This is a genomic window from Noviherbaspirillum saxi (genome assembly GCF_003591035.1).
GTDB classification, from domain to species: domain Bacteria; phylum Pseudomonadota; class Gammaproteobacteria; order Burkholderiales; family Burkholderiaceae_D; genus Noviherbaspirillum; species Noviherbaspirillum saxi.
On the sequence record NZ_QYUO01000003.1, the window covers coordinates 431,855 to 451,965 of the forward strand.

Here is a 20,111-nt window from a genome sequence, read left to right on the forward strand (position 1 = left end):
AATTAGGCAGACAATAATTACCTAACCCGGCCACTGCTTGCCGTGGCCGGGCGATGTTGAAACCCTGTACCTATTCAGGTATTTACGGGTAAAGTATAGGTACCGGATCAGGGACGAGAACGCACTTTGCGCCAACTTATATGCATAACGCGCCATAATTATTTCGATGATCGAGAACCCACATCAGGTCTCCGCAACCGTGTCTGCGCATTTTCTGCATGCGATGCTGCGTCCTGTACGGCAGGTGCGCAATCATGCGGCGGTGATGGGCATACTGAGCGAAGCCCGGATAGCGCCGGAGTTGCTTGATCGACCCGGCGCCAGGATTACGCGCGAACAATTTGTGTTGCTCTACAAGCGGATTGCGTTTGAATTGGACGATGAAATGCTTGGCCTGTGGTCCAGGCCAGTACGCGGGGGAACGCTCAAATACCTGTGTCTCAGCTTGCTGGATGCACCAACGATCCTGATCGCGTTAAATCGCTTTCTTCGTTTCTGGAACCTCATCCTCGACGATTACCGTTTGCACATGTCGCGGCAAAACGGCCTGGTGCGCATCAGTCTGGCGCCACGCCATCCAGCAGTACCCGTGACGATGCTGGGCCATGAACTGATGATGAAGTTGATACATGGAATCGTGTCATGGCTGCTGGCCAAGGAGATTGCGATTGAACGCGTGGAGTTCGCATTCGATCGTCCGGCGCACGCCGCCGATTACATTTTTTTGTACCCTGGAGAAGTTACTTATTCCGCCAGAGAGTCGTGCGTCTGGCTCGCCGATGCCTACTGCCAGATGTCATTCAAGCGCGAAAAGCACCAGCTCTGGGCATTCCTGAAAAGAGCGCCGGAAGACTGGGCATTCACCATGTTTAATCGTGGCTCGATCAGTGCGCGCACACGCGAGTATCTGGAAACTCGCCTCGATCAAGCGGTGGACATCCAACACGTCGCCGACGCCTTCCATTTATCGGTGCGCACCCTGACCCGTAAATTTACCGACGAAGGTGTCACGTTTCAGTCGGTTAAGGATGCATTGCGGCGCGACGTCGCGGTACAACGCCTGAGCAAATCGACGACGTCCATTGCCGCCATCGCGATGGACCTGGGGTATGCCAATGCGGCGGCATTCTGCCGCGCGTTCAAGCAATGGACTGGGAGCACGCCGACCGCTTATCGGCGCGGCGATGATCGTCATGAAGTGTCGTGAAGGTCGAGAGAGGTGTGCCCTTATCCTGGACTCCGGGCAAACTGCGATTCCTCCATGCTGATCACGCGCCGGATTTCATCGGTCTTGAAACCAAGCGCCATCGGGCGGCGGATGTTCGGCAGCGCCACTACGTCGTACAGTTCTTCGACCACGCCTTCCATGCGAAGCCAGTGCACCACGTCGCCGGTGCGTAGGTCGATGACCTGAATCCCGCAGCGCGGCTCGGCGTTGCGTCCCCTCAGATTGCCGTCCAGCGCCAGACCGCTGAAGGTCTTGTTGTGGCGCGGCTTCGACAAGCCGACCAGCGCGAAGTCGCCATGAAAACTCAAGCCGCGCAGATAGCCGGGGCAGAAGCGCGCTGGCACGAAGCGTCCGGCAGCTAAGCAGGTGTACAAAAGTTTTTTGACAAAGATGTGAAGTCGCAAGCGGGCTTGGCCGTCGGATGAGAAATTCCCTTCGCCCGTCTTTCCCGCGAAGGCGGGAATCCATACTGAGGTTGGTCCGAGTGACTCCCTATGGATTCCCGCCGTCGCGGGAAAGACGATGATTTGAGCGGCGAGGGGTCAAATACTGCCAAAAGACTTTTGTATACCTGCTTATGGGGTCACACCCAGTATGGGGTCAGATACCGTCTTTAAAGTCAATCGCCATGCCAGGTCTTGTAAGCCAACATATGCATGATTGCAAGACCTCATCCTTCTTTCTCATCTCGGCTTCGGCGGCAATGACCTAATTACACCGCCACTACCTCCGAGATCTGCCAACGATGCATCGTTATATGCCCCTTGTGATTCGGTTCGCCCCATTGGATCAGAGTCAACATTACTTAAAAACTCATCCATCTCGATCTGTTTGGCTGCGTAATTCGATCCCCCCTTGAACACGACGGACCCGATAAACGGCATCGCCCCCGGCTCGGTGGCATTCCTCTCCCGAATCTCGGATTGTCGGAACGTGGTCAGCTCGCTTTCCTGCTGACTTCCCCTGCCGATGCCATCCACGATGGAATTCCCCAGTGCATTGCCGAACGCATTCGGCCCGACGTGAAGTCGTAGCCGCATGCCCCGCGCACGCAGAGTCGGCGCGGGTTTCGGCGGAGTGGCGTAGGCAAACATCCGGGCATTTTAACTTTTTGGCCCCGATGTGCAGTTTTCGGCCGCGCAGCGGCCGGCAGGTGGTCACGGATTGTGACCGCCTCGATGCCGGTGTTTGAGGTCACAGTCTGTGACCTCAAACCGACCAACGGCGGCTAAGGGAAGATCGCGCCGTCGCCGGCCGCCGCTCCGTCAAGGCCGCGCAGCGCCCGCAGGGCTTGGCCTTGACGGCGATGGATAAAGACACGCTGGCAAGTGCGGTGCAAGGCGGGTTGATGCCTTGCACCGCTTGCCGAACGCGGGGTTGCGTTGTTGTTGATGTGCGGCGCAGCCGCCTGACATGGGGAGCCCCTGCGGGGCGGACGGGAAGGCAGGCCCGTCCCACGGGGAACGAGCAACGCAGTGCGAGCCCGTGGGACGGGCCTGCCTGGGTGGGCGGGGGCTGGTGGTCGTTGTGATTGCGCGATAGCGCCTGACTGAAACAGATGTGCCGGCGGTACGCGGGCACACAAGCCATGCAGCTGAGCACGGCGTGGGCCTGGCCGTGCGTTGTTGTTGCGTACCCTCTGACTGCCGGCGCAGCGCGGCCGCAAGCGAGGCACGAGCGCGCACCGTAACCCTGACCAATCCCTGCGCGCTCCAGCGCACATGCCAGGGGGTGCAGCCGTGGAGGGGCGCCAGACATAACGCCCCGTTCTGCGAACCCGCAGGGCGCGAAGCGGTCGTTGCACCGAGCGCAACGAAGTGGAGCGAATGCAGCAACTTTGCAGAATGCGGCGTTATGTTAACTGCCGCAGGCAGTTACCCCGGAACGGCTGTGCCTTTGACCTTGCGTTGCTCTTGTCTGGCTAACGGCGAAGCGCGGCGGCAAGCGACGCAGGAGCGCGCTTCGTTCCCCTGACTCTGGTTTCTCGTGCGGTTCCGGTGCCACCGGCCATCGCACACCACCGGCGTCCAGCCTGGCGCGCGCCATGCCGTGCCCTGACTTTCCCCTTGCACGCCTGGCATGGCGCGTGACAGGCGGGTTAACGTCTTGCGACGTTCGCGCTTGCCTCTGATCTCAACGCGGCGCAATCCCTCGTTCCGCCAGCGCCGCGCGCACCTTCTCGCCGGCGTCCTGCATGTCGTATGCCTCTTGCTCGCTGACCGCCAGCTGCCGGTAATCGCTGTAGCCGGCGCGTTTCAGGAACTCGGCCAAGGCCCACGCCAATTCATCCGGCAGGTTCACTTCGATCAGCATGCATCCTCCTCGTCGGCTTCCGCGTCCAGCGCAGCCAACAGCGCGTCTGCGGCGTTTTCCGCATCGGGTTGAGACGTGGAGCCGTCCACGGTCATTTGATCGCCTCTGACGCGCCGTAATGCACCCGGATGCGTGCTCGCATGCACCAGTTGCAATTGCCGGATCGCCACTTGCGCGTAAATCTGCGTGGTCGACAGCTCCGCATGCCCCAGCATCGCCTGAATGAAGCGGATGTCGGCTCCGCCTTCGAGCATCAGGGTCGCCATCGTGTGCCGAAACAAATGGCAGCCGCCGTGCTTGCCCAGCTCCGCCCGCTTGACGTAGGACGCCACATGCGTGGATAGCCAGGTCGGCGACAACGCCATGCCTTCCTGCCCGAGAAACAAGGTGCTGTCCTGCTGGTTCCACGCCAGCAGCGGCCGGCTCTTGTCGAGATATTCCTGCACCCAGTGCAGCGCGCGCTCGCCCAGCGGAATCAAGCGGTCTTTTCGGCCTTTTCCCTCGCGGATCAGCACTACGCACTTGTCGGCATCGATGTCACCGATTTCCAGCTTGGCGATTTCCATTCTCCGCATACCGGTCGCATACAGCACTTCCATCATCGCGCGGTCACGCAAGCCGATCAGGCTCGCCGTGTCGGCGAGCGCCAACACGCGCTCGGTTTCATCGACGCTGAGCACATGGCGCGGCAGCCGCCGTATCGCCTTGGGCAGCTCGATTTCGGAGGCAGGATTGGCCGGAATCTGTCCGGTCTTGGTCAGCCACTTGAAGAAGCTTTTAAGCGGCGTGATCTTGCTGCGCCGGCTCGCCACCGACAGCGGCGCACCGTCCTTCTTGCGGTAGTGGTGCAGCCAGCGCTGATAGCGTTCGAGCACCGCTTGCGTCACATGTTCGGGATGCGTGACGGCCCGCGCATCGGCCCACACGATGAAGTCGCGGAGGTAACGCTCCATGCTCCACAACCCCGATTCCGTGCTGCCGATCATGGTGCGGTAGTCGATGAAGCGGCGCATCGCCGCAGTCAGGCCGCGCGCGTCGCGCGGGTCGCCTACCGGGCTATTGAACTGCCGCTTGCCGCGCGTGCGGAACGGTTGAACGCCAGCACGCATGTTCAGCCTCCCGCTACGACAGGACCGGCACCGTTCGCATGGTGTAGTGCATTTGGCGCAAACACACCGCTTTGCACGGCATCATCGTCCGCAGAGCCGCATGGAGGCTCGCTTTGCGCGTTCGGCACCATACCCCGACCGGCCCCCGACACCAAGCCGACCAAGGGCCGACCGAACCCCGACCGATGCTCATTGCCCCCGACCGCTCGCCGTCGTAGCCGTGCATCTCGCCCAATGCCGCCACGTCGATCAAGCCGCACAGGTGCTTGCCTTCATCTTTGCCGTCATACAGCAGCTCGTAATCGAATGTCGTGCCGCGCCGATGCACGGCCAGGTATTCGAGATCGACCAGCCGGCCCAGATGCAGCTTCAGTTGCGTATCGCCCCATTGCAAGGCGTCGCGCACCTGCTTGCGGGTGAAGCGGAACTCACGCGGCGGCAGTTTCTGCGCCATCGCTTCCTGATCGACCCACGCATGGAGCTGCGTCAACAAGCGGCGCGTCTGCGGCGGCAGCTCGTCCAGCGTCCTGCCCAGCACGTCGTGCGCGATGCGGTTGGCCAACGCAATGTCGGCCTTGGTCGCCTCGATATAGGCCAGCGTGCGCCCGCGATGCGCGACCGTTTTAACCGGCCGCTGGTGCTGGTGGATCAGCGCAATGGCACGAATCAGCGTCAGATACTTCATGTGGTCGCGCCGGGTGCGCGTCTTGTCGTCGAGGAATGTCAATTTGTCGGCATACGGGTTCACCACCAGCACCGGCTTCAACAGCCGTTGCGCATTCTGGTGCAAGGCAATGATCGCCTCTTTCTCGCTCGATGCCAGCAACCCTTCGAGGGTCTGCTTCATGCGCTGGCGTGCATGAATCGCCCGCGTCTGCTCGCGCGATTCGTTCACGCTCAAGACCAGGCAGCGGTTCATCAGCTCTTCGTCGATGTCGATCGCAGTCGTCGTCATCATCAGCATCACCGGCCCCTTGACCTTGTACTGTTTCGTCACGAGATTGCCGGTCGTCTCGTCCTTGCCGGTCGAGGCCATCGTCAATTCGCCGTCGGACTGCAGCAGCTTCAACGCATACGCGCCTGCCGCACGCCTTCTTCTTCCGCAATCGCGAGGATCTTGTGCTGCATGTCGTCTCGCCCAGGTAGAACAGGGATTGCCCCGTCATCGCGCTGTACTGGACGCGCTCTTCGGGCGGCACCATCGCCAGCACCGCCTCCATCAGGCTGCTTTTGCCGGCTGCGCTCGAACTCTGAATCAGGATCGCCAGCGGCGTGTCGAGTTTGCGCGAGACGGCGGCCAGATACCCGGCCAGGCAATTGTTCGACTCGCCCACCATGCCGCAGCGCTCCATGTCGGCCACGATGCGCGCGATCAGGTCGGGCGCTTGCAACAATGCCAGGGCGGTTTTTTCATCCTCGGCCGACATCAGCGGCACCGTGCTTTTCGGCTTGGTGTTTTGACGGATCGCTTCGTCCTGCAGCGTTTCCAGCTTCAACAGCACATGGCCCATATCTCTCTTGATCGTGTCGTCGGGCAACCCCAGCTCGATCGCCGCTTGCCGGATGTATGCAGCGCGGGCGCGCGCCGCGTACAGGTCGAGCGTGTCGACGTGGTAGCCGCCCGCCTCCTCCGGCGTGCGCCGCACTTGCAGGTTCACGCGCATCTGCTCGGGCGACAGGTTCTTTTTCCAGCCGCGCACCGCGCCATTGCCTATCCCCCTGCACGATCAGCAGTTCATCGCCGGCCGACTCGATCGGCGGCTCGGCGTCGGCATCGTCCGCCATAGCGGCTAAAGGAACGGCCAACGGTGCAGCGGGCGGCGGCATGGGGAAGTCTTGCGCAGCGGCGGGCACAGCCGGCACGGCGTCCGGTTGCCGCCCGCGCCCGATCCATTCGGCCTGCCGCAGCACCAGGCCCAGGCTATGGGCGGCCGGCGTCAATTTCAATGCATAACTGTTCGCGTCCATCCCTTTGGGGAACAGTACGCGCAAACACTCGATGCCTTGCTCCATCAATTGCGCCGCCAGCTTCTCGGCGGCGCGGTTGCCGGCGTCGTCGCGGTCATACGCGATCAGCACGCGCTCGGTGCCGTATTTCCTGAACGCGGCCAGGTGGTCGTCGGTGAAGCCCTCCACGCCATAGGCAGCAGTGACATTCGTAAAACCGGCGCACCAGAACGTCATCGCATCGATCAACGCTTCGCACAGGATGATTTCCTTGTTTTCCGCTAGCGCCTGCTCGTTCCACACGCCGCGATGCGGCCCCGGCAGGTACAGGTGCAACGGCGTTCCCTTGCGCAAATCGTCGCGGATTTTGCGGCCATACACCTCGGTGACGTTACCGGCGTCGTCCAGCACCGGCACCACCAGCGAGCCGTTGAAGTGTTCATGGCCGCTCTCGCGGTAGATGCCGATCTTTTGCAGGCGCGTGCGAATGTCAGCGCCGGACAGACGATTCTTTTCCGGCAGGCGCAGACCCAGCGTGCGGTTCGCATAACCCAGCACGAAACGCTCGACCAGCTCCGGGTGGTCCAGCCCGCGTGCCTTCAGATAGGCCAGCGCTTCCGGCGACTGCTTTAGCGTCTCGTGGTAGTAGCTGACGGATTGGTTCAATAATGCCTGGTCATCGGCGTCGAACGTGACCGGCGACGGCAAGGCGCGTACCGTCGCACGCTTGACTGGCGCATCGCCCTGCGCGGCTAAAGAAGGATCGGCCTTCAGCAATTCGACCGCATGACGAAATGACACCCCCTTGAATTTCATCACCCAGTCGAGCGGCCCGCCGCCGATCTGGCAACCGAAGCAGTGCCACAGGTTCTTGGCCGGCGTCACCACCAGCGACGGTTCGCTGTCGTCGTGGAACGGACAAGTGCCGATCCTGTCCTTGCCGGACTTCTTCAGCGCAATCCCGGCCGCCTCCACTAGGCACTCGACCGACACGTCGCTTTTTAGCTGCTCGATCTCCGCTGCTGGTATCCGTGCCATAAATCGCCTTTCGCTCCGAAACCTGTCAAGATACTTAACGTATATTATTATGGTATCGTATACTATACTTTCGTCAACCCCCTCCGAAACAAGGAGCTAGCATCATGGCCTGTCTTCATCACTGGTTATCCACCATGAGTTTCTCTGCAAGAGTGATCGGGCTGCGCAAGCAGAAGGGTTTGACCCAGCAAAGCCTGGCCGATGCCTCCGGCATCCACGTCCAGCAAATTAAGCGCTACGAGGCCGGTAGCGCCCAGCCTACGGCCGAAGCCTTGAAGAAGCTCGCGCTCGCACTGCATGTCACGGCCGATTTCCTGCTGTTCGAGGAAGGCGAGCGCGAGCTCGACGACGATCTGAAGCTGCGCTTCGAGGCGATCGCGGCAATGCCGTCAGAAGAACAGGCGATCGCCAAGGCCGTGCTCGATGCGATGATCGTCAAGAATCAGGTCGCCGGCGCATTGGAGCGCGTGGGTAGGCCGGCACCGGCGGCTAAAGAGAAGAAAGCAACGGCGGGAAGGAACAAGGCATGAGCAAACCTTCGACCCCACCCATCCACATTGAGCGCCGCATCCTCGTCATGCGCGGCCACCGGGTGATGATCGACGCCGATCTAGCGCGCTCTACGGCGTCACCACCAGCGCCCTGGTGCAGGCCGTCAAGCGCAATCTCGACCGATTCCCGGAAGATTTCATGTTCCAGCTCGATGCTGCCGAGTGGGATGTTTTGAGATCACAATCTGTGACCTCAAACACCGGCCGCGGCGGCCGGCGCTATGCGCCCTATGCCTTCACGGAACAAGGCGTGGCAATGCTGTCTTCCGTGCTCAACAGTGCGCAGGCGATTGCGGTCAATATCGAGATCATGCGCGCCTTCGTGCGCCTGCGCGAAGTGATCGTGTCGAACAAGGAACTGGCGCTGCGTCTGGATGAGCTGAGAACAAGGCCGAGCTGATGGAGTTAAAGCACGATACGTTTTCGCACAACACCCGCGTGCAATTGAAACAGGTGTTCGACGCCATCCGCGAATTGATGACGCCGCCGGCACCATCGCCGAAACGACCGATCGGCTTCGTTGCCCCGGAGGAGAAACCAAACAAACCGAAGGCAATCAAGAAGCGCTGATGCCGCAGTCGGCATCACCGTTCTTTAGCAGCTAAAAAGAAGCCGCTCCATCACCCATGCAGCTAGTGGGGTTGGGAGCGGCTTTCTTATTTCAAGGAAGAGAAGAAGAACGGTATATGACTTGGCCTACCGTTGCACTGACTTTGGATCGACGTCATTGCGCAGACGGAAGCTCATCGTCACTTCGTAACGCATCGTCCGGCGCTGCTCTTCGGTCAAATTACTGCCGCCGAATTCGGCAACCTTGGATACCCCAATCTCGAAGATCGCATGCTTGCCAGCATAGACACCGACGAATGCTTCAGTTGCGCCACTTTCCACTTAGTATTTCTCATTGCCGCCGGCAGCCTCTTGCGCAAACTTGGCATCCGCTTCTTCGAGCGTCCGAAGCATGTCCATGTCTTGTTGTGACTTGCGCCATTGCTTTCCACCGATCTTTTGCAATTCCGGCTCGCTGGCATTACGGTAGAAATCGCGCAGGTTCTGCACCTGCGGATTCTGCTGCTCCAGGCGGCGCATGATCTCGGTTGCCCGCTGCAAGGCCGGTTTCCAGTCGTTCAGCGGCTGGTCGCACAGCTTGATGCCGATGAAGGCCGCGCCCGGGAAGCGTGCATTGCCGTATATTCGTCGTGAATGCGCATCCCACGTCCAGCTTGATGTCGCCGTCGTCGTAATGCACGTCCAGCTTCGTCATCAGCGGTAGTCGCAATTCCTCTTGGTCGTTCAGCTTGAATTGCTTCAGATACGGATTGCGTGCCATCAGCCGCGTCGCGGTATCGCCCACCCCACATGCAGCGGCTGCGCCGGTTGGGTGTCGTCGCCCAGAATCATCCCGTTCATGTCTTTCCTCAATTTTCCATGCTCGCCCTGCGGCTGGCAGGCCGCCAACCCGGATATAGCGACGAGCACCAATCCCATCCATAGCTTGTTCATCCGCACCCCCATTTAGAACCCGAGCCGGCGGCGGACATCGAATGCCTCCGTTACACCATACGTATTTTGCAGAACATTAAACTGTTCTTGGTAAATACGTTGCGATCCGCTCAGCCAATCGCCCGAACTGCCGCTACTGTAGGTCCGCATCAGGTTGCCGGCGAGCGAATAGACGAACGGCATGCGCGCTGCTTCACGTTGCCCACGTCGTTGCCGGTGAAACTGAGCGACTGGCCGTTGATCGTCACCGTCGACATGCGCTCCGCATAGCTTTGAGCAATGCTGTCCGGCCCAATGCTCGCCATGCCCTGGATGGCTTGCCGCAGCGTCTTCGTCACCGGCTTGCCGAGCCAGTCGTTCGCGGTGTACTTGGTATCGTAATACTGCTGCAACACGACGCGCTGCTCGAAGTCGGCGGACGATTTCAGCGACTGGCCCAGCAACTGTTCACCGCGTCCAGTCTGCCCGTTCCGGAAGGCGTCCTTGGCCTGATCGCGCAACTCGAAGCTTTGAACAAGGGCATCGCTATATTCCCTGTTGTCACGATTCCAGCTTGCCCCAAAGCTCCGTGAATCGATATTCACCATCGACCGTATCGCATCGGTTCCGCCGGCCTGGTAGAACTGTTCGGCCGTGAACATACTCATGAAGATCGCGCGGTTGCCTTCCTGGAAGGCGGAACGAATGATACCCGCATCGGCCCGGCCCATGAACCGAACGTGTTGAGCTGCTGGTAAGTCTCGCCGACCTTCGACGTGGCATACGGCGCCAGGCCGAACCATCGCCGTCCGGTCTTCTCCGAACACCTTGTGATACGCCATGCCCGTGGTCAGGCTCGTCTCTTCCGGCGTCAGGTTCGTCGGCAGCCAGGTGCGGCTGTTGTCCATCGCGATACCGTAGAGCCGGCGCATTGCTTGCTCATCGGCGCGCACCGCTGGATCGCGCAGCGCGTACAACTCCTGCGGCACCATCGTCAGCTTGGCGTTGCCCGAGCTTCGCGATACGCCGCCGGCTGCGGCAACCACGCCGTCGTTTTCAAACGGATCGCCGAAATCGTAGACCGGGCGCGTGCCGTCTGCCTTGATCTCCGGAGTGAACTCGGCTGCTCTCGACAGCAGCGGATTCATCGCCTTGCGCAGCCCATATCGCCGGCGAATGTGCTGCCCAGCCCAATCTCCCGTTCGCAACAGCATCCGCATTCATCGCGCGATCTCAGCCTGCCGGAACGACGTTAGCGCGCTTTCCTGCTGGCTACCGCCCCAATCGCCGTAAGCGATGCTGTTACCCAATGCATTGCCGAACGCATTCGGCCCGACGTGAAGTCGTAGCCGCATGCCCCGCGCACGCAGAGTCGGCGCGGGTTTCGGCGGAGTGGCGTAGGCAAATCCGGGCATTTTAACTTTTTGGCCCCGATGTGCAGTTTTCGGCCGCGCAGCGGCCGGCAGGTGGTCACGGATTGTGACCGCCTCGATGCCGGTGTTTGAGGTCACAGTCTGTGACCTCAAACCGACCAACGGCGGCTAAGGGAAGATCGCGCCGTCGCCGGCCGCCGCTCCGTCAAGGCCGCGCAGCGCCCGCAGGGCTTGGCCTTGACGGCGATGGATAAAGACACGCTGGCAAGTGCGGTGCAAGGCGGGTTGATGCCTTGCACCGCTTGCCGAACGCGGGGTTGCGTTTGTTGTTGATGTGCGGCGCAGCCGCCTGACATGGGGAGCCCCTGCGGGGCGGACGGGAAGGCAGGCCCGTCCCACGGGGAACGAGCAACGCAGTGCGAGCCCGTGGGACGGGCCTGCCTGGGTGGGCGGGGGCTGGTGGTCGTTGTGATTGCGCGATAGCGCCTGACTGAAACAGATGTGCCGGCGGTACGCGGGCACACAAGCCATGCAGCTGAGCACGGCGTGGGCCTGGCCGTGCGTTGTTGTTGCGTACCCTCTGACTGCCGGCGCAGCGCGGCCGCAAGCGAGGCACGAGCGCGCACCGTAACCCTGACCAATCCCTGCGCGCTCCAGCGCACATGCCAGGGGGTGCAGCCGTGGAGGGGCGCCAGACATAACGCCCCGTTCTGCGAACCCGCAGGGCGCGAAGCGGTCGTTGCACCGAGCGCAACGAAGTGGAGCGAATGCAGCAACTTTGCAGAATGCGGCGTTATGTTAACTGCCGCAGGCAGTTACCCCGGAACGGCTGTGCCTTTGACCTTGCGTTGCTCTTGTCTGGCTAACGGCGAAGCGCGGCGGCAAGCGACGCAGGAGCGCGCTTCGTTCCCTGACTCTGGTTTCTCGTGCGGTTCCGGTGCCACCGGCCATCGCACACCACCGGCGTCCAGCCTGGCGCGCGCCATGCCGTGCCCTGACTTTCCCCTTGCACGCCTGGCATGGCGCGTGACAGGCGGGTTAACGTCTTGCGACGTTCGCGCTTGCCTCTGATCTCAACGCGGCGCAATCCCTCGTTCCGCCAGCGCCGCGCGCACCTTCTCGCCGGCGTCCTGCATGTCGTATGCCTCTTGCTCGCTGACCGCCAGCTGCCGGTAATCGCTGTAGCCGGCGCGTTTCAGGAACTCGGCCAAGGCCCACGCCAATTCATCCGGCAGGTTCACTTCGATCAGCATGCATCCTCCTCGTCGGCTTCCGCGTCCAGCGCAGCCAACAGCGCGTCTGCGGCGTTTTCCGCATCGGGTTGAGACGTGGAGCCGTCCACGGTCATTTGATCGCCTCTGACGCGCCGTAATGCACCCGGATGCGTGCTCGCATGCACCAGTTGCAATTGCCGGATCGCCACTTGCGCGTAAATCTGCGTGGTCGACAGCTCCGCATGCCCCAGCATCGCCTGAATGAAGCGGATGTCGGCTCCGCCTTCGAGCATCAGGGTCGCCATCGTGTGCCGAAACAAATGGCAGCCGCCGTGCTTGCCCAGCTCCGCCCGCTTGACGTAGGACGCCACATGCGGGATAGCCAGGTCGGCGACAACGCCATGCCTTCCTGCCCGAGAACAAGGTGCTGTCCTGCTGGTTCCCGCCAGCAGCGGCCGGCTCTTGTCGAGATATTCCTGCACCCAGTGCAGCGCGCGCTCGCCCAGCGGAATCAAGCGGTCTTTTCGGCCTTTTCCCTCGGATCAGCACTACGCACTTGTCGGCATCGATGTCACCGATTTCCAGCTTGGCGATTTCCATTCTCCGCATACCGGTCGCATACAGCTTCCATCATCGCGCGGTCACGCAAGCCGATCAGGCTCGCCGTGTCGGCGAGCGCCAACACGCGCTCGGTTTCATCGACGCTGAGCACATGGCGCGGCAGCCGCCGTATCGCCTTGGGCAGCTCGATTTCGGAGGCAGGATTGGCCGGAATCTGTCCGGTCTTGGTCAGCCACTTGAAGAAGCTTTTAAGCGGCGTGATCTTGCTGCGCCGGCTCGCCACCGACAGCGGCGCACCGTCCTTCTTGCGGTAGTGGTGCAGCCAGCGCTGATAGCGTTCGAGCACCGCTTGCGTCACATGTTCGGGATGCGTGACGGCCCGCGCATCGGCCCACACGATGAAGTCGCGGAGGTAACGCTCCATGCTCCACAACCCCGATTCCGTGCTGCCGATCATGGTGCGGTAGTCGATGAAGCGGCGCATCGCCGCAGTCAGGCCGCGCGCGTCGCGCGGGTCGCCTACCGGGCTATTGAACTGCCGCTTGCCGCGCGTGCGGAACGGTTGAACGCCAGCACGCATGTTCAGCCTCCCGCTACGACAGGACCGGCACCGTTCGCATGGTGTAGTGCATTTGGCGCAAACACACCGCTTTGCACGGCATCATCGTCCGCAGAGCCGCATGGAGGCTCGCTTTGCGCGTTCGGCACCATACCCCGACCGGCCCCCGACACCAAGCCGACCAAGGGCCGACCGAACCCCGACCGATGCTCATTGCCCCCCGACCGCTCGCCGTCGTAGCCGTGCATCTCGCCCAATGCCGCCACGTCGATCAAGCCGCACAGGTGCTTGCCTTCATCTTTGCCGTCATACAGCAGCTCGTAATCGAATGTCGTGCCGCGCCGATGCACGGCCAGGTATTCGAGATCGACCAGCCGGCCCAGATGCAGCTTCAGTTGCGTATCGCCCCATTGCAAGGCGTCGCGCACCTGCTTGCGGGTGAAGCGGAACTCACGCGGCGGCAGTTTCTGCGCCATCGCTTCCTGATCGACCCACGCATGGAGCTGCGTCAACAAGCGGCGCGTCTGCGGCGGCAGCTCGTCCAGCGTCCTGCCCAGCACGTCGTGCGCGATGCGGTTGGCCAACGCAATGTCGGCCTTGGTCGCCTCGATATAGGCCAGCGTGCGCCGCGATGCGCGACCGTTTTAACCGGCCGCTGGTGCTGGTGGATCAGCGCAATGGCACGAATCAGCGTCAGATACTTCATGTGGTCGCGCCGGGTGCGCGTCTTGTCGTCGAGGAATGTCAATTTGTCGGCATACGGGTTCACCACCAGCACCGGCTTCAACAGCCGTTGCGCATTCTGGTGCAAGGCAATGATCGCCTCTTTCTCGCTCGATGCCAGCAACCCTTCGAGGGTCTGCTTCATGCGCTGGCGTGCATGAATCGCCCGCGTCTGCTCGCGCGATTCGTTCACGCTCAAGACCAGGCAGCGGTTCATCAGCTCTTCGTCGATGTCGATCGCAGTCGTCGTCATCATCAGCATCACCGGCCCCTTGACCTTGTACTGTTTCGTCACGAGATTGCCGGTCGTCTCGTCCTTGCCGGTCGAGGCCATCGTCAATTCGCCGTCGGACTGCAGCAGCTTCAACGCATACGCCGCCTGCCGCACGCCTTCTTCTTCCGCAATCGCGAGGATCTTGTGCTGCATGTCGGTCTCGCCCAGGTAGAACAGGGATTGCCCCGTCATCGCGCTGTACTGGACGCGCTCTTCGGGCGGCACCATCGCCAGCACCGCCTCCATCAGGCTGCTTTTGCCGGCTGCGCTCGAACTCTGAATCAGGATCGCCAGCGGCGTGTCGAGTTTGCGCGAGACGGCGGCCAGATACCCGGCCAGGCAATTGTTCGACTCGCCCACCATGCCGCAGCGCTCCATGTCGGCCACGATGCGCGCGATCAGGTCGGGCGCTTGCAACAATGCCAGGGCGGTTTTTTCATCCTCGGCCGACATCAGCGGCACCGTGCTTTTCGGCTTGGTGTTTTGACGGATCGCTTCGTCCTGCAGCGTTTCCAGCTTCAACAGCACATGGCCCATATCTCTCTTGATCGTGTCGTCGGGCAACCCCAGCTCGATCGCCGCTTGCCGGATGTATGCAGCGCGGGCGCGCGCCGCGTACAGGTCGAGCGTGTCGACGTGGTAGCCGCCCGCCTCCTCCGGCGTGCGCCGCACTTGCAGGTTCACGCGCATCTGCTCGGGCGACAGGTTCTTTTTCCAGCGCGCACGCGCCATTGCCTATCCCCCTGCACGATCAGCAGTTCATCGCCGGCCGACTCGATCGGCGGCTCGGCGTCGGCATCGTCCGCCATAGCGGCTAAAGGAACGGCCAACGGTGCAGCGGGCGGCGGGGGAAGTCTTGCGCAGCGGGGCACAGCCGGCACGGCGTCCGGTTGCCGCCCGCGCCCGATCCATTCGGCCTGCCGCAGCACCAGGCCCAGGCTATGGGCGGCCGGCGTCAATTTCAATGCATAACTGTTCGCGTCCATCCCTTTGGGGAACAGTACGCGCAAACACTCGATGCCTTGCTCCATCAATTGCGCCGCCAGCTTCTCGGCGGCGCGGTTGCCGGCGTCGTCGCGGTCATACGCGATCAGCACGCGCTCGGTGCCGTATTTCCTGAACGCGGCCAGGTGGTCGTCGGTGAAGCCCTCCACGCCATAGGCAGCAGTGACATTCGTAAAACCGGCGCACCAGAACGTCATCGCATCGATCAACGCTTCGCACAGGATGATTTCCTTGTTTTCCGCTAGCGCCTGCTCGTTCCACACGCCGCGATGCGGCCCCGGCAGGTACAGGTGCAACGGCGTTCCCTTGCGCAAATCGTCGCGGATTTTGCGGCCATACACCTCGGTGACGTTACCGGCGTCGTCCAGCACCGGCACCACCAGCGAGCCGTTGAAGTGTTCATGGCCGCTCTCGCGGTAGATGCCGATCTTTTGCAGGCGCGTGCGAATGTCAGCGCCGGACAGACGATTCTTTTCCGGCAGGCGCAGACCCAGCGTGCGGTTCGCATAACCCAGCACGAAAACGCTCGACCAGCTCCGGGTGGTCCAGCCCGCGTGCCTTCAGATAGGCCAGCGCTTCCGGCGACTGCTTTAGCGTCTCGTGGTAGTAGCTGACGGATTGGTTCAATAATGCCTGGTCATCGGCGTCGAACGTGACCGGCGACGGCAAGGCGCGTACCGTCGCACGCTTGACTGGCGCATCGCCCTGCGCGGCTAAAGAAGGATCGGCCTTCAGCAATTCGACCGCATGACGAAATGACACCCCCTTGAATTTCATCACCCAGTCGAGCGGCCCGCCGCCGATCTGGCAACCGAAGCAGTGCCACAGGTTCTTGGCCGGCGTCACCACCAGCGACGGTTCGCTGTCGTCGTGGAACGGACAAGTGCCGATCCTGTCCTTGCCGGACTTCTTCAGCGCAATCCCGGCCGCCTCCACTAGGCACTCGACCGACACGTCGCTTTTTAGCTGCTCGATCTCCGCTGCTGGTATCCGTGCCATAAATCGCCTTTCGCTCCGAAACCTGTCAAGATACTTAACGTATATTATTATGGTATCGTATACTATACTTTCGTCAACCCCCTCCGAAACAAGGAGCTAGCATCATGGCCTGTCTTCATCACTGGTTATCCACCATGAGTTTCTCTGCAAGAGTGATCGGGCTGCGCAAGCAGAAGGGTTTGACCCAGCAAAGCCTGGCCGATGCCTCCGGCATCCACGTCCAGCAAATTAAGCGCTACGAGGCCGGTAGCGCCCAGCCTACGGCCGAAGCCTTGAAGAAGCTCGCGCTCGCACTGCATGTCACGGCCGATTTCCTGCTGTTCGAGGAAGGCGAGCGCGAGCTCGACGACGATCTGAAGCTGCGCTTCGAGGCGATCGCGGCAATGCCGTCAGAAGAACAGGCGATCGCCAAGGCCGTGCTCGATGCGATGATCGTCAAGAATCAGGTCGCCGGCGCATTGGAGCGCGTGGGTAGGCCGGCACCGGCGGCTAAAGAGAAGAAAGCAACGGCGGGAAGGAAAGGCATGAGCAAACCTTCGACCCACCCATCCACATTGAGCGCCGCATCCTCGTCATGCGCGGCCACCGGGTGATGATCGACGCCGATCTAGCCGCGCTCTACGGCGTCCACCAGCGCCCTGGTGCAGGCCGTCAAGCGCAATCTCGACCGATTCCCGGAAGATTTCATGTTCCAGCTCGATGCTGCCGAGTGGGATGTTTTGAGATCACAATCTGTGACCTCAAACACCGGCCGCGGCGGCCGGCGCTATGCGCCCTATGCCTTCACGGAACAAGGCGTGGCAATGCTGTCTTCCGTGCTCAACAGTGCGCAGGCGATTGCGGTCAATATCGAGATCATGCGCGCCTTCGTGCCCTGCGCGAAGTGATCGTGTCGAACAAGGAACTGGCGCTGCGTCTGGATGAGCTGGAGAACAAGGCCGAGCTGATGGAGTTAAAGCACGATACGTTTTCGCACAACACCCGCGTGCAATTGAAACAGGTGTTCGACGCCATCCGCGAATTGATGACGCCGCCGGCACCATCGCCGAAACCCGATCGGCTTCGTTGCCCCGGAGAGAAACCAAACAAACCGAAGGCAATCAAGAAGCGCTGATGCCGCAGTCGGCATCACCGTTCTTTAGCAGCTAAAAAGAAGCCGCTCCATCACCCCATGCAGCTAGTGGGGTTGGGAGCGGCTTTCTTATTTCAAGGAAGAGAAGAAGAACGGTATATGACTTGGCCTACCGTTGCACTGACTTTGGATCGACGTCATTGCGCAGACGGAAGCTCATCGTCACTTCGTAACGCATCGTCCGGCGCTGCTCTTCGGTCAAATTACTGCCCCGAATTCGGCAACCTTGGATACCCCAATCTCGAAGATCGCATGCTTGCCAGCATAGACACCGACGAATGCTTCAGTGTTGCGCCACTTTCCACTTAGTATTTCCTCATTGCCGCCGGCAGCCTCTTGCGCAAACTTGGCATCCGCTTCTTCGAGCGTCCGAAGCATGTCCATGTCTTGTTGTGACTTGCGCCATTGCTTTCCACCGATCTTTTGCAATTCCGGCTCGCTGGCATTACGGTAGAAATCGCGCAGGTTCTGCACCTGGATTCTGCTGCTCCAGGCGGCGCATGATCTCGGTTGCCCGCTGCAAGGCCGGTTTCCAGTCGTTCAGCGGCTGGTCGCACAGCTTGATGCCGATGAAGGCCGCGCCCGGGAAGCGTGCATTGCCGTCGATATTCGTCGTGAATGCGCATCCCACGTCCAGCTTGATGTCGCCGTCGTCGTAATGCACGTCCAGCTTCGTCATCAGCGGTAGTCGCAATTCCTCTTGGTCGTTCAGCTTGAATTGCTTCAGATACGGATTGCGTGCCATCAGCCGCGTCGCGGTATCGCCCACCCCCACATGCAGCGGCTGCGCCGGTTGGGTGTCGTCGCCCAGAATCATCCCGTTCATGTCTTTCCTCAATTTTCCATGCTCGCCCTGCGGCTGGCAGGCCGCCAACCCGGATATAGCGACGAGCACCAATCCCATCCATAGCTTGTTCATCCGCACCCCCATTTAGAACCCGAGCCGGCGGCGGACATCGAATGCCTCCGTTACACCATACGTATTTTGCAGAACATTAAACTGTTCTTTAAATACGTTGCGATCGCTCAGCCAATCGCCCGAACTGCCGCTACTGTAGGTCCGCATCAGGTTGCCGGCGAGCGAATAGACGAACGGCATGCGCTGCTTCACGTTGCCACGTCGTTGCCGGTGAAACTGAGCGACTGGCCGTTGATCGTCACCGTCGACATGCGCTCCGCATAGCTTTGAGCAATGCTGTCCGGCCCAATGCTCGCCATGCCCTGGATGGCTTGCCGCAGCGTCTTCGTCACCGGCTTGCCGAGCCAGTCGTTCGCGGTGTACTTGGTATCGTAATACTGCTGCAACACGACGCGCTGCTCGAAGTCGGCGGACGATTTCAGCGACTGGCCCAGCAACTGTTCACCGCGTCCAGTCTGCCCGTTCCGGAAGGCGTCCTTGGCCTGATCGCGCAACTCGAAGCTTTGAACAAGGGCATCGCTATATTCCCTGTTGTCACGATTCCAGCTTGCCCCAAAGCTCCGTGAATCGATATTCACCATCGACCGTATCGCATCGGTTCCGCCGGCCTGGTAGAACTGTTCGGCCGTGAACATACTCATGAAGATCGCGCGGTTGCCTTCCTGGAAGGCGGAACGAATGATACCCGCATCGGCCCGGCCCATGAACCCGAACGTGTTGAGCTGCTGGTAAGTCTCGCCGACCTTCGACGTGGCATACGGCGCCAGGCCGAACCAGATCGCCGTCCGGTCTTCTCCGAACACCTTGTGATACGCCATGCCCGTGGTCAGGCTCGTCTCTTCCGGCGTCAGGTTCGTCGGCAGCCAGGTGCGGCTGTTGTCCATCGCGATACCGTAGAGCCGGCGCATTGCTTGCTCATCGGCGCGCACCGCTGGATCGCGCAGCGCGTACAACTCCTGCGGCACCATCGTCAGCTTGGCGTTGCCCGAGCTTCGCGATACGCCGCCGGCTGCGGCAACCACGCCGTCGTTTTCAAACGGATCGCCGAAATCGTAGACCGGGCGCGTGCCGTCTGCCTTGATCTCCGGAGTGAACTCGGCTGCTCTCGACAGCAGCGGATTCATCGCCTTGCGCAGCCCCATATCGCCGGCGAATGTGCTGCCCAGCCCAATCTCCCCGTTCGCAACAGCATCCGCATTCATCGCCGCGATCTCAGCCTGCCGGAACGACGTTAGCGCGCTTTCCTGCTGGCTACCGCCCCAATCGCCGTAAGCGATGCTGTTACCCAATGCATTGCCGAACGCATTCGGCCCGACGTGAAGTCGTAGCCGCATGCCCGCGCACGCAGAGTCGGCGCGGGTTTCGGCGGAGTGGCGTAGGCAAACATCCGGGCATTTTAACTTTTTGGCCCCGATGTGCAGTTTTCGGCCGCGCAGCGGCCGGCAGGTGGTCACGGATTGTGACCGCCTCGATGCCGGTGTTTGAGGTCACAGTCTGTGACCTCAAACCGACCAACGGCGGCTAAGGGAAGATCGCGCCGTCGCCGGCCGCCGCTCCGTCAAGGCCGCGCAGCGCCCGCAGGGCTTGGCCTTGACGGCGATGGATAAAGACACGCTGGCAAGTGCGGTGCAAGGCGGGTTGATGCCTTGCACCGCTTGCCGAACGCGGGTTGCGTTGTTGTTGA

At 61.3% G+C, this 20,111-nt stretch carries 26 protein-coding genes and 2 pseudogenes; 7 read left to right on the forward strand and 21 right to left on the reverse strand.

What is annotated here, in order from left to right; genetic code table 11:
* Positions 1–166: 166 nt before the first annotated feature.
* A complete protein-coding gene (locus D3871_RS25120; RefSeq protein ID WP_119771847.1) occupies positions 167–1,207 on the forward strand; it encodes an AraC family transcriptional regulator in 1,041 nt (346 codons plus the stop codon).
* A 20-nt stretch (positions 1,208–1,227) separates the two neighbouring features.
* Here the strand turns inward: D3871_RS25120 and D3871_RS25125 are convergent, their stop codons facing one another.
* The 5 genes from D3871_RS25125 to D3871_RS30595 all read right to left on the reverse strand — a co-directional run bounded on the left by D3871_RS25125 (position 1,228) and on the right by D3871_RS30595 (position 7,635).
* Positions 1,228–1,632 (reverse strand): DUF4915 domain-containing protein, encoded by a 405-nt coding sequence (locus D3871_RS25125; protein ID WP_338016869.1) that lies wholly within the window; start codon positions 1,630–1,632, stop codon positions 1,228–1,230.
* Between the two features lie 1,729 nt (positions 1,633–3,361).
* Entirely contained in the window at positions 3,362–3,541 is a 180-nt protein-coding gene (locus D3871_RS25135) for a DUF7706 family protein (protein ID WP_119771849.1), read from the reverse strand.
* The gene (gene xerC, locus D3871_RS25140) at positions 3,535–4,650 is read right to left on the reverse strand and encodes a site-specific tyrosine recombinase XerC (protein WP_119771850.1); all 1,116 of its coding nucleotides are present in this window, start codon (positions 4,648–4,650) and stop codon (positions 3,535–3,537) included. The genes D3871_RS25135 and xerC overlap by 7 nt, the downstream gene beginning before the upstream one ends.
* Positions 4,651–4,663: 13 nt before the next feature.
* On the reverse strand, positions 4,664–5,719 hold the full coding sequence (locus tag D3871_RS30590) for a hypothetical protein (protein ID WP_199724920.1): 1,056 nt from the start codon (positions 5,717–5,719) through the stop codon (positions 4,664–4,666).
* Between the two features lie 341 nt (positions 5,720–6,060).
* A complete protein-coding gene (locus tag D3871_RS30595; protein ID WP_199724921.1) occupies positions 6,061–7,635 on the reverse strand; it encodes a CHC2 zinc finger domain-containing protein in 1,575 nt (524 codons plus the stop codon).
* A 134-nt stretch (positions 7,636–7,769) separates the two neighbouring features.
* Between D3871_RS30595 and D3871_RS25150 the strand changes: the two genes are divergently transcribed.
* The 3 genes from D3871_RS25150 (at position 7,770) to D3871_RS31105 (ending at position 8,756) form a co-directional block, all read left to right on the forward strand.
* Positions 7,770–8,165, forward strand: coding sequence for an RstR family transcriptional repressor (locus D3871_RS25150; RefSeq protein WP_199724967.1), 396 nt, complete (start codon positions 7,770–7,772; stop codon positions 8,163–8,165).
* A 115-nt stretch (positions 8,166–8,280) separates the two neighbouring features.
* Positions 8,281–8,586: an ORF6N domain-containing protein gene (locus D3871_RS31100; RefSeq protein ID WP_233575813.1), complete on the forward strand. Its 306-nt coding sequence runs from the start codon at positions 8,281–8,283 to the stop codon at positions 8,584–8,586.
* Entirely contained in the window at positions 8,586–8,756 is a 171-nt protein-coding gene (locus D3871_RS31105; RefSeq protein WP_233575814.1) for a hypothetical protein, read from the forward strand. The genes D3871_RS31100 and D3871_RS31105 overlap by 1 nt, the downstream gene beginning before the upstream one ends.
* Positions 8,757–8,882: 126 nt before the next feature.
* On the opposite strand, the gene D3871_RS25160 is transcribed toward D3871_RS31105, so the two are convergent.
* From D3871_RS25160 to D3871_RS31115, 12 genes and pseudogenes are all read right to left on the reverse strand, one after another.
* On the reverse strand, positions 8,883–9,077 hold the full coding sequence (locus tag D3871_RS25160; protein WP_119771852.1) for a hypothetical protein: 195 nt from the start codon (positions 9,075–9,077) through the stop codon (positions 8,883–8,885).
* A complete protein-coding gene (locus D3871_RS25165; protein ID WP_147376890.1) occupies positions 9,078–9,296 on the reverse strand; it encodes a hypothetical protein in 219 nt (72 codons plus the stop codon).
* Positions 9,297–9,515: 219 nt separating this feature from the next.
* Complete coding sequence (locus D3871_RS30375) at positions 9,516–9,689, reverse strand: hypothetical protein (protein ID WP_158598050.1); 174 nt, start codon at positions 9,687–9,689, stop codon at positions 9,516–9,518.
* 149 nt (positions 9,690–9,838) lie between these two features.
* Positions 9,839–10,882 (reverse strand): DUF2515 family protein, encoded by a 1,044-nt coding sequence (locus D3871_RS25180; protein ID WP_147376891.1) that lies wholly within the window; start codon positions 10,880–10,882, stop codon positions 9,839–9,841.
* Positions 10,883–10,888: 6 nt separating this feature from the next.
* Positions 10,889–11,023 carry a hypothetical protein gene (locus D3871_RS31460; RefSeq protein WP_274381785.1) on the reverse strand — a complete coding sequence of 45 codons (135 nt, stop codon included), beginning with the start codon at positions 11,021–11,023 and terminating at the stop codon, positions 10,889–10,891.
* Positions 11,024–12,114: 1,091 nt separating this feature from the next.
* Positions 12,115–12,294, reverse strand: coding sequence for a DUF7706 family protein (locus D3871_RS25190; protein WP_119771849.1), 180 nt, complete (start codon positions 12,292–12,294; stop codon positions 12,115–12,117).
* Positions 12,288–12,782 (reverse strand): annotated as a pseudogene (locus tag D3871_RS25195) (tyrosine-type recombinase/integrase); the annotation flags it as partial. The pseudogene D3871_RS25195 and the gene D3871_RS25190, both read right to left, overlap by 7 nt.
* Positions 12,783–12,826: 44 nt before the next feature.
* Complete coding sequence (locus D3871_RS25200) at positions 12,827–13,396, reverse strand: site-specific integrase (protein ID WP_119771859.1); 570 nt, start codon at positions 13,394–13,396, stop codon at positions 12,827–12,829.
* Positions 13,397–13,398: 2 nt separating this feature from the next.
* Positions 13,399–13,959: a hypothetical protein gene (locus D3871_RS30600; RefSeq protein ID WP_199724922.1), complete on the reverse strand. Its 561-nt coding sequence runs from the start codon at positions 13,957–13,959 to the stop codon at positions 13,399–13,401.
* A complete protein-coding gene (locus tag D3871_RS30605) occupies positions 13,884–15,104 on the reverse strand; it encodes a hypothetical protein (protein ID WP_199724923.1) in 1,221 nt (406 codons plus the stop codon). Before D3871_RS30605 ends, D3871_RS30600 begins: the two co-directional genes overlap by 76 nt.
* Positions 15,053–15,895: a toprim domain-containing protein gene (locus D3871_RS31110; protein ID WP_233575815.1), complete on the reverse strand. Its 843-nt coding sequence runs from the start codon at positions 15,893–15,895 to the stop codon at positions 15,053–15,055. The genes D3871_RS30605 and D3871_RS31110 overlap by 52 nt, the downstream gene beginning before the upstream one ends.
* Positions 15,828–16,376 carry a CHC2 zinc finger domain-containing protein gene (locus D3871_RS31115; protein ID WP_233575816.1) on the reverse strand — a complete coding sequence of 183 codons (549 nt, stop codon included), beginning with the start codon at positions 16,374–16,376 and terminating at the stop codon, positions 15,828–15,830. The genes D3871_RS31110 and D3871_RS31115 overlap by 68 nt, the downstream gene beginning before the upstream one ends.
* 134 nt (positions 16,377–16,510) lie before the next feature.
* On the opposite strand from D3871_RS31115, the pseudogene D3871_RS31570 reads away from it, so the two are divergent.
* The 3 genes and pseudogenes from D3871_RS31570 to D3871_RS31125 all read left to right on the forward strand — a co-directional run.
* A pseudogene (locus tag D3871_RS31570) lies at positions 16,511–16,822 on the forward strand (helix-turn-helix domain-containing protein); the annotation flags it as partial.
* Between the two features lie 240 nt (positions 16,823–17,062).
* Positions 17,063–17,263, forward strand: coding sequence for an ORF6N domain-containing protein (locus tag D3871_RS31120; protein WP_233575817.1), 201 nt, complete (start codon positions 17,063–17,065; stop codon positions 17,261–17,263).
* Between the two features lie 2 nt (positions 17,264–17,265).
* Complete coding sequence (locus D3871_RS31125; RefSeq protein WP_147376892.1) at positions 17,266–17,490, forward strand: hypothetical protein; 225 nt, start codon at positions 17,266–17,268, stop codon at positions 17,488–17,490.
* 216 nt (positions 17,491–17,706) lie between these two features.
* On the opposite strand, the gene D3871_RS25225 is transcribed toward D3871_RS31125, so the two are convergent.
* The 4 genes from D3871_RS25225 to D3871_RS25240 are packed head-to-tail and all read right to left on the reverse strand — an operon-like array spanning position 17,707 to position 19,761.
* Positions 17,707–17,982, reverse strand: coding sequence for a hypothetical protein (locus D3871_RS25225; RefSeq protein WP_119771862.1), 276 nt, complete (start codon positions 17,980–17,982; stop codon positions 17,707–17,709).
* Positions 17,954–18,427: a hypothetical protein gene (locus D3871_RS25230; RefSeq protein WP_147376893.1), complete on the reverse strand. Its 474-nt coding sequence runs from the start codon at positions 18,425–18,427 to the stop codon at positions 17,954–17,956. The genes D3871_RS25225 and D3871_RS25230 overlap by 29 nt, the downstream gene beginning before the upstream one ends.
* A gap of 12 nt (positions 18,428–18,439) precedes the next feature.
* The gene (locus tag D3871_RS30380; protein WP_158598051.1) at positions 18,440–18,607 is read right to left on the reverse strand and encodes a hypothetical protein; all 168 of its coding nucleotides are present in this window, start codon (positions 18,605–18,607) and stop codon (positions 18,440–18,442) included.
* Positions 18,608–18,615: 8 nt separating this feature from the next.
* The gene (locus tag D3871_RS25240) at positions 18,616–19,761 is read right to left on the reverse strand and encodes a DUF2515 family protein (protein ID WP_119771865.1); all 1,146 of its coding nucleotides are present in this window, start codon (positions 19,759–19,761) and stop codon (positions 18,616–18,618) included.
* Positions 19,762–20,111 lie beyond the last annotated feature (350 nt).